The sequence below is a fragment of the Paenibacillus campinasensis genome (assembly GCF_002272015.1).
In the GTDB taxonomy this organism is placed as follows: domain Bacteria; phylum Bacillota; class Bacilli; order Paenibacillales; family Paenibacillaceae; genus Paenibacillus_AQ; species Paenibacillus_AQ campinasensis.
In genome coordinates, this window is sequence record NZ_NPBY01000072.1 from 1 (window position 1) to 9,672 (window position 9,672).

Annotated in this window: 4 protein-coding genes and 1 pseudogene; all 5 read left to right on the top strand. The window is 45.7% G+C overall.

From position 1 onward, the window contains the following. A pseudogene (locus tag CHH67_RS26310) lies at positions 1–496 on the top strand (S-layer homology domain-containing protein); the annotation flags it as partial. Between the two features lie 321 nt (positions 497–817). Further along, complete coding sequence (locus CHH67_RS21015) at positions 818–3,952, top strand: DUF5704 domain-containing protein (protein ID WP_179292185.1); 3,135 nt, start codon at positions 818–820, stop codon at positions 3,950–3,952. A 146-nt stretch (positions 3,953–4,098) separates the two neighbouring features. Further along, positions 4,099–5,367, top strand: a complete 1,269-nt coding sequence (locus CHH67_RS21020) for a COG1470 family protein (protein ID WP_095267339.1) — start codon at positions 4,099–4,101, stop codon at positions 5,365–5,367. 95 nt (positions 5,368–5,462) lie between these two features. Then, positions 5,463–8,702, top strand: a complete 3,240-nt coding sequence (locus CHH67_RS21025; protein WP_095267340.1) for a hypothetical protein — start codon at positions 5,463–5,465, stop codon at positions 8,700–8,702. A 69-nt stretch (positions 8,703–8,771) separates the two neighbouring features. Further along, positions 8,772–9,374, top strand: coding sequence for a WxL domain-containing protein (locus tag CHH67_RS21030; protein ID WP_095267341.1), 603 nt, complete (start codon positions 8,772–8,774; stop codon positions 9,372–9,374). The last annotated feature ends 298 nt before the right edge of the window (positions 9,375–9,672 follow it).

Here is a 9,672-nt window from a genome sequence, read left to right on the forward strand (position 1 = left end):
CCGTATTATTTCTGGTACGGATAAACTAACCAGCTTTGATCGCATTAAGGATAAGCCGTACAAAATGATGTACAACCGTGGCATGATGACGGTTCACCGCATGATTGTGGTAGATGCTGATTCCTCGGGGAACCCGAAAAACTTGTACGGGAAAATGTTCATGGATAAAGATTTCACCTGGGGAGTAATTGATGATATGTACAATGTTTTTCTTGAAACCACAGTGGTTCCGAATGATAATACGTCTTTGTCCAATGCGGCTTTTCCTACTTCCACGTTGTACAACTTTACTCAAGGAAGAGGATTTGAAAGTGGAACCATTTCTAAATACGGTCTCACGGTACTGCCTAAAAGTGCTAACTTTTTAACTACTGGTTTCTTCAAAAAGGACGTGCCACGACGCTTTTGGATGCACACATTTTTAGGTGATAACGGTGGAGAAATGGGGAGCGGCAATACGTTAGTTATGTTTTGGCTTCCGAACACGCCACAATAACAAGGAAGTGTATAAATGAAGAGGATTACCTATCTTATTGTCTCTCTTTTGATGAGCTTCTTAACCGTTTCTATCCTTGGGGTTCATTCAGTCAGTGCTGCACCAAATAATGGTCTAGTCGTTGATGTCAGCCCTGATGAACCAGATACGATCGGGCCGCCAACGTATACACCGGATGCTTCCAAAGGACCAACAGCTTACCAAAAGAGAATACGAACTGTTCAAGGTGAACGAAGATCCAATCCAGGCGTGTACTGGTTTCAAATTGCGGATGGTCGCTTTGCAGCGGAAAGCTACCGAGCACCAGGTGGGTTCGTCTATGTGAACAATATAGGAACAGATAACGATGCGTATCCAGCCATTGGTGAGGTTAGAGATAAAATCGAGATGAAAAGCAATCCATTATATCAGCCGCATGGATATGTCGATTACAGTGGCCTTCCTGTACCCAAAAGCAGTTTAACTAATGAGAGGATTGTCAGAGTCGAAACCGTACCAGGTCGTCAAGGTAAGGAGTCCAACATCACGAATCTTGAAATTACGGATTTAAAAACAGCGATACTCATTACATCCCAAACCGGTAAAGTGGGGCCATCAAGTTCTGACTTATATCATGAGTTCACGTATGAAGACACCGGTGAACGTCCATGGAATGACGCCTGCAGTTGCTTTCTACCGTGGACCGTGAAGAAATTTGGATTTTACACACCGTTGAATCTCTTCTGGCGGGCTGATGAAGTAGAACAGAAGAAAATCGAAGTGCAAGGAAAAACTAGCCTTAAAGTCGGGGAAGAAACGAGTCTGCAAGCGCTGGTATCGACCATTGCCCCTGGAGAAACGGATTATAAAAATCCGATTAACGTGGCAACGCGAGCTGAAACAAAGTGGAGCTCCGATAAGTCAGCCGTTGTCAGTTTGGTTAACGATAACGGGAGAGTAAAGGCTAATAGCCCGGGTTCAGCAAAAATTACAGCTGTGTGGAGAAGCGACGGGGATAACGGATATATTCTGACTGCATCGATCACGATCACGGTCGATGGGGCGCCAACACCTGACCCGGATCCACCGGAAGCGTCGTGTACGCCGCCGACACCGGGAAGGCAGATCAACGGTCGTTACATGGATCCAGTCGTCACAGCGAAAATCTTAGCTGATCAGCGTGGCAGCGAGCAGTTTGATGTCCTGCAGGGAATACCGACTTCCGAGACGCTATATGGCAACATATTTGCAAGGAGCTACCTGGCCCAGCATACGTTTGTCGAAATGTCAGGAGTCTGTACATTCCAGGTAAACGTTGAGAAAACATGGACGCTGCACTGGGATCCTGGTAAACCAGGCCCTGACGATGACGATGGCAATCCAACAACCGTGCCGGATCCGCAATCAGCAACAGAAGTCGTTACAGAAAGATACACGGTGGAGCGACCATATTCCTATTGGGTGATCGACAACCTGGAAGTGTATCAGATCGATAACGGCAAGCTCCGGAACTATGCGCTGCCAGGCGGTGAGATCACGATTCATCCGCAAGGCTACCAGCCGCCGCAGTTTACGGCGAGCAGCACGGGGAATTATTACCCGCCATCGCCGCCAGATCCGATTGTGGCACCGTCCGGATCTTATGGTGGCAGCGGATTTACGAGTCGGCCATCGCCGCCAAGTGAGAATCTGCAGAGCGTGGCCGAACAAGGCGTCGAGAAAGTACAAGTGACCAACGACACCCTGGTTTTCAACGGTCAGACTCTCATGAGCGGCAGCCGGGTTGCGGAAACGGGACCGACACCAAGTCCGATACCGGAACCGCCGCAGATTGATGAGAATGTGTTGTACAGGCCAGGCAATCTGATCACACCGGATAAAGTCAATCGGGCTAATACGACTAGTGCCGGCAATATATCGTACAAGCTTTTGCCTGGAAATATTAATGGCGGGAATGATAAGGAGTTTCCGATCTATGGGATCAACACGGTTACGGTGCATACGCCGGTGGTGAACTATTCATCCGTTACGGATGATCGCGCACATAACCAGAAGACCAAACCAAACTATAACCGAGCTGCTTTCATTCTCGATCGGCCGTTCATTGTCCGGATCCCGACAAGTGGACAGCATGCCAATTATCCGGGATATGGAAATCGGGATTACGCTAAATATTTCCGTACCAAGCAGGTGCGTTTCCCATTTGATGTATACAGTGGGGACCGCAGAACGTTCTATCCGAAGAATACCTGGATTGATATTCCCGTCAACCAGCTGGATACCGAATTCTTCTTGCCGGTCTGGGTAGATGAAGGTGACTACCAGGTGTACTTCCGCAATATCGCGGAAAACTCGCCGCCAGATCTGCCGTATCAGTACGACGCAAACCTCGATCTGGTTAACCATGTGGCTGCCGACGAAGTGTCCGTCGAAGTGATTGGCCGGCTATATGATTTCCGGATCACAGATGTTGCGGATTACAATTGGGAGCAAGTTTTCCGGACTCAAAAAGGCAGTGCGACACCAACCGGTATCTCCTATTGGGTTGGACTGAACGGTATCGACGGCGCTGCTCGTGGGAATACCGAACCGTTTACGCTACCGATCCGGCCGGGGAGTCATCCCGTGGAAGGCTACAAAAACGTAGCCGTAAAGACGGGATATCATGTGAAATTTGACTTGAAAACAAAGGGGAACATGTTCGGCAAACAAGACGGTATCCGGATAACGCCGACTTTCCATTTTGTATCCAAGGACGGCCAGTACAGGTTCCCGGTAGATCTGTACTATAAAACCAACGATCGGAACTTTGTGAAGATCGGTTCTCAGGAAGATAAAGTCGATCGCTTTGTCATCATGAACGATGTATTCCGGAACGTTCCAACCGAGGAACTGGTTGATACGGCGAGTATAAAGTATGATAACTACTTTACGCCTGGCCAACTCGGTCCGATGACGAGGCAAGAATACATCCAGACCTACATCAACAAAGAAACCAAGAAAAAGACACCGGTAGGCGGATATGACCTTCTCTTACTTCCGGAGCAACTTCGGTCCTTTATTGGTCCGAAAACCAATATTCCGGCATCCGTTAACGTACAGCGTGCAAACGCGGCAGTCCAAAAATGGTATGGCGAATATAGCTTGCCAGCCGAGCCATATGTCGTCGAAGCCGGACTCGACATTGCCGAATACGGACGCACGCATGGAGGACTCGATGACAATTCTCCAATCTTTTTCAAGAATGGTTATATCATCGTGAACTTCAACATCGAAACGATCCGGAATGCGGATCTGCAAAATCCTCATCTGCAGTACATCCATGCGCCGCTGATGAATCAATGGCAGCTAGAAGGCTACCAACGCATCGTTCGTGATTCGTTTGGTAATCGATTCACTCTGCAGGATGGTGATGTGGTATTCTATCACGCAGATCTTTCGAGCCGAGATGATTTTAGCTCACAGGTTCCTCATTAACAAAATATCGAGATCAGGGGGAGGATTTATCCTCTCCTGGACCTCGTGCACTCATTTTACGATTGGATTACCATATTTTAGTTGATTTTTCGCTGATTTTCGTTTTTTTCACCGATTTTCAAACTTAAAAATTAAGGAGAAATGGAATGAACTATATACCCAAGCTGTTAAAAAGCAGCTTTATTGCACTGATCGTTTTTCTTGGACTTGGAACGGCTTCTCCTAGTTATGCAGAGGAACCAACAGCTCCACCGGACTATTCATTTTGGTTTGCGCCAAGTGATGTTAATGCTCGGAACGGGTTGGGCTATTACCGTGAAGAAGTCAAGCCGGGTGAGATCAAAGAGTACAAATTTCTGGTCAAAAACGTGGAGGATCGTACCATTCATTTGAAGATTTACGGTACGGATCCTATCCCTGAACAAAATGGGGGGAAAAACTTCAAGTCCTACAACGAAGGGGTGACACAAGCCGGAACATGGCTGTATCCCCAGGGTGCGAAGGATATAACCTTACAACCAAATGAGATGAGAGAGTACACCTATCGAGTATCGGTCCCAGAAGATCTGATTCCTGGCCAACATATCGCTGTTGTTGCAGTAACAGAGCTGCAGCAACAGTCCCATGAAGCAGATGCGAATGGGGAAGTAGCCACGCTCTTAACAGATAAGAAATATGACTACGGCCTTTGGATTATCTTGGATTACCAGATTGACAAAGCACAACACGGCATGTCGATCAACGCGTTCAATCACGACTATATTACGACCGGAGAATCCAGATTTACGGTGGACCTCGAAAATAAAGGCACCATTTTGGAGCAGCCAACGGGCTATCTCGAAATAAGAGATGACACTAAAAAAGTCATTTTCAGAGAGGATTACCAAGCAGGATCGATTTACTACGGTACAACGGCGAAGATGGTTAGTATCGCTTTAGATCAGATACTGCTTCCTGGCGATTATGAAGCGTATTTTGAAGCAAATTTCGCCGGTCAAAAGGAATGGAGGATCTTTAAGTTCACCGTTACACCGGAAATGCAAAATGAAGCGCAAATTGCTATGGAGCATGCCGGTAAATTGGAGGTTAAAAGCGGAATCCCCGACTGGTTAAAATATGTCCTGGTCATTCTAGGTGTTTTGATTCTTCTACTTCTTCTCTTGCTTTTGCTCAAACGCCGCAAAAAGGGAGATGTAGAAGCGCTCATTAAAAAATATATCGAGGATAAAGGGCTTACCTTTGATAAAGCACGGAAAAAAGTGCAACTGGATCCGCAGACGTTTACTCTCTACGCGGTCAAGCTTGGCTACATTCAAGATGGCGAGGAGCCTGAATGGAACCGAACTTTAAGCACAAGCAAACGAGCCAGGCAGGCCGCGATTCAGCGCATCACTCAAACGAAGGCTGAAGCTTGATTCACGACCTGAAGGGGGGTGGTGGCCATGTAGAGATAGCGAAAGTCGGAACTAGCAACGTGCAGAATTAAAAATTATAAAATGGAGGTTTTTAAATGAGCAGGAAAAAGTCATTTAGACGGGCGGTTTCAACAATGTTAGCCGTAGCCTTGTTGATCCCCACTGTTCTTTGGCCCGGAAAGAACACCGTAGAGGGGGCTGGATATGGCAATATTGTAAGTGTCGATTACTACACCGACCATCAACTAAACACTGCAAACGTTCCAAGACCAATCTTAAATCTGAGCGATGGTCGGAAGGTATTTATGCATGCACTGCATCCATCTTTGCAATCTGTAGGTAATTATAATTACCAGTTGCTAGATTTAGGGACAGACCATCTGAAATATCTTCACTTTGGGAGTGGGGATGATGGGTATGCGATGAAACTGACCACCAGTGGGGATTTTTACGTCCGAAAGGATAGATACAGTGACGCGACCCGCACTTTCGAGAAGTGGGCGGACGGATGGACGGATTTCGTTTATGTAAGCATAAATTCCAACAACTTTAGTTTCTATGGCCTCAAAGTCGATGGTAGTGTGGTCGCTGTTGGACAGGGAACCAGTGGTCAGCTAGGTACTGGACTAAGACAAAACCTAAATGTACCATTCCCGGTTCAAAATCCAGATCAGCCGGGAACGCCTTTAACTGGCGTTAGGAAAATGATTCAGTTGGACCGTGAAAACGTACTCTTTATCACAGATGACGCTGTTTATAAAATTGGACGAGCATTTGGATCAAATTCGTTTTCAAATGACGCTCCGATCAACGTCACTTCATTGTTTCCATCTTTTCATGGTGCTGACTTCGAAATGGGCTATATTAATCCAGGATTGGTAGGAGATATCCGATCAACGAACCCGTCAAGCATCGCCATGCGCTATTTTAAGATTGATGGAAACTACTACACCCTTACGGATACCACGATCGGATCGAAGTACATTAGTGACTATAACGGTTACAATGAACTTAATAGTACGACGTTATATCCGATTGATGATCCAACCAACACAGTAAGAGCATTCTACAGACAGGATCATCCTGTTAGCAAGGCAATTATCGAGGCTGCAGAAAATACGTTCTTTGAAATCAATCCTAATGGAGATCTTGTGACCTGGGGGCTTCCTATTAATCAAATTGGAGCACGAACTGTGGATACCAGAACGTATAACAGCAATAAGCAAACGATTCTTACGGATGTGAAGAAAGTTGCAGTAAATACCGAACAAAGTATTTCGCTAGTTGCTGCATTAGGTAATGACGGAAACGTTTATGTTCTTGGTAATAACAGTAACAGTACCGATTTCATGAATAATGTTGGGTTGACCGGCATTCAAGGTCGCATCACTACGCCAACCAGAGTGTTGGGGCCAGACTTAGCAATCCAAAACATCACAGACATCGCTTTCAGTTCAGATGCACTATTTCTACTTAAAGATACAGGGGATATCTATGTATTCTACAAACCAGGTGCTGTGTATTCATACAATAAATCTTCCGGCATCAAATTTGTCGGTCTCCTAGAAATTCAACAAACCACTGATTATAGAGTGGTCTATGGTATTGATGAGGTAGGTAACTTGCATCGTATGACCGGTGAAGGCAGGAGCACACCTCTATTGGGGGCGAGTGGGATTTATCCACCGGGCTACTCGCCGGTATCGAACACGATCGAGAAGCCTTTAGAAAGCATCTCTCACGATAAATTTGAGAATACGATTGTCACATTGGATTATCCAGCTGCAGCTACTATTAAAGAATATTCTCTGGATAACGGGGCAACCTGGTTGAATTACAATGGTCCAATTGTGATTAATACGGTAGGATCTGTGACGGTTCAAGCGCGTTCAGGTTTAGACACAGGAAGCAATATCATCTACAGTGACCCACTCATTTTCAGCATCAACAATGATCCAATTGAGATCCCTATTGGCTATCCAAAACTGCTGGAACAAGATGGTGTCGTAACGATAGATACCGGCGCGATTGATCTTAATCGGGTCAACGTGCAAATTTCAGTAAACGGCCAAGTTTCAGATTATCATGCGCCGATTCAACTTCCGGACGGAAATCACTCGGTATCAGCAATCATACTCAACAAAGCAAATCTAGAGCTTGCGAAGGTAACGCAAAATATCACAGTGGCGCCAGCTGCACCAGGCGTACCGACAGCTCCTGTAGGTCATATTGGAAATGTTGATGCAAATAACCAACGGCCACTCACGTTCACTTTTAACCCAACGCAAGGTTCACTTCAAATTCAGCACGATAACGGCCCGTGGTTGGACGAGCCTGAAATTCTGAATCAATATTCGGGCGTGTCTTCGGATCCGAGTCCAACGGAACGGAAGTACGAGCTCGTTGTTCCGAATGTGGTTGGATCTGTATATAAAGCCCGCGTAACGAATGGGGTTAATTTCAGTTCTGAGACAATGTTGGTGGTGTCTGGTCAAGTTTATGATCCATCGTTTTCCAGAGACAGCAGTGATCGATTACTGATCGACTTCTCTAATCTTCCAACAGGAAACTGGAGCAAGGAATATTCCATTGACAACGGCGCTACTTACCTCCCATACAATGGAGCTATTGATATCGGGCCTTACTTACCAATCCGTGTTAAAGTTACCGATCTGTCTTCAGGACAGGTGTTGATTGACAAAGAATACATCACCCCTGCACTTAACGGGAACAACCCGGCTCCGAATCCAGGAGTGGATCCGGCATGGGGAAGAGAAATATCTGGTGCAGATCAAGAAGCGATTATTAATGTCATTGGTGGAGGGCTTTCTTCTAAGTTCAATGGTTTGATGCTCGATAATATTGAGATCCAGACAACGAATCAGTATCAAACGATCAACAGTGTGACAAACACGCTAATCGAGGATAGCACGGGCTCCGGTGGCGGATGGTCTTACTCTTTGTCTGTTACGGATTTTGTCAGTGATCCTGTCTTGGATACCGGATTGGGAACACAAGACTTGGTTGTGAAAATCCCTGCGTCGTCTTTGAGCGTAAATGTTCAACCGTCCAAGGTTCTTGCAGGTTCTCCTGATTCGGTCGCTAAAGTGGGCAGTTACGTTCTGAGTGAACAAAAACAAACGCTCGCAGAGGCCGAAGCCTTTAAAGGTATGGGCTACTATGATATTCCAATGGACTACATGTTCCGTGTACCGAGTACAGTTGAAGTTGTATCTGCGGGTAACGGCAGCGCTCATCAAGTAGGGGATAAAGTAGGATTGAGAGTCGGGGTTTACAGATCCTTATTCACCTTTACGTTGTCTAAAGGTATTTAAACCTATTGAGCAGGGGGCCGCGCCAGCAGCTGCGCCCCTGCAAATAGAATCATAAGATGGAGGTAAAATATGTCCAGAATAAAAAAATTGCTGACAGGTACAGTTGGATTGTCTGTATTACTGTTTTCATTAGGCGCATCTGCATTTGCCGATGTCAGCGAACAACGTGTACAAGTGGTAGGTTCCGGCCTCCGAGCATTCCAGACTCCTTTGCAGTTCAATGATATTCGATTAGATGTAAAGCAAGATCAATCCTCTAATGCAGACACGACGATCACTGTCGTTGACGCCCGAGGGACAGATGCCGGATGGACGGTTAGTATGAGTTCAACTGACTTTACGATCGAGAAGGATATTAACGGAACCGTTGAAAGATTCTATATACCGGCTTCTGCAGTCGAGGTCACAACGGAATATTCAGGACCGGTTACCGGTGCACCCATTAACTTTAATGGCGGACAAGGCCGGTTATCCAACAGATTGGTACTTTCTAATGCCTCACAAGCCCTTATTCAAGCAAATCCATCGTTTGGCGGGGGCACACACCAATTCAACGTAAAATACAATTTTAGACTTCCACAAACCATTAACAAGCAAGATGGAACTAAGATTGGTGTTCTTGCCGGCACATACCGAGCTGAATTTACGTATAAAACGGTCTCCGGCATATAATGCCATGCATTGGCCGCCTGGTTCTCATCCGGGCGGTCTTTTCTTCTATGCCTATCGAACATATTTTCGCTTAAAGTGTTGTGTCACTACACAATATAATAGTATAATATAACCAGAAAAAAAGTCGGCTCTTCGGATAGTTTGGTTGACAACCCCCAAGTGTAACACGTGTATATAATCGAATTATATAGTTGGAACAATGGATTTTACTGGTAGAACTAGGATAGTTGGTGGAAAATTTTAAGTAAAGGTGATGAAATATGAGTAGTAAATTAAAAGATTACTTATTATATGCGAC

Bases quoted from the DNA above. Each gene is read 5' to 3' on its own strand.
- CHH67_RS21020 (WP_095267339.1), top strand. From the start codon at position 4,099: ATGAACTATATACCCAAGCTGTTAAAAAGCAGCTTTATTGCACTGATC.
- CHH67_RS21025 (WP_095267340.1), top strand. From the start codon at position 5,463: ATGAGCAGGAAAAAGTCATTTAGACGGGCGGTTTCAACAATGTTAGCC.
- CHH67_RS21030 (WP_095267341.1), top strand. From the start codon at position 8,772: ATGTCCAGAATAAAAAAATTGCTGACAGGTACAGTTGGATTGTCTGTA.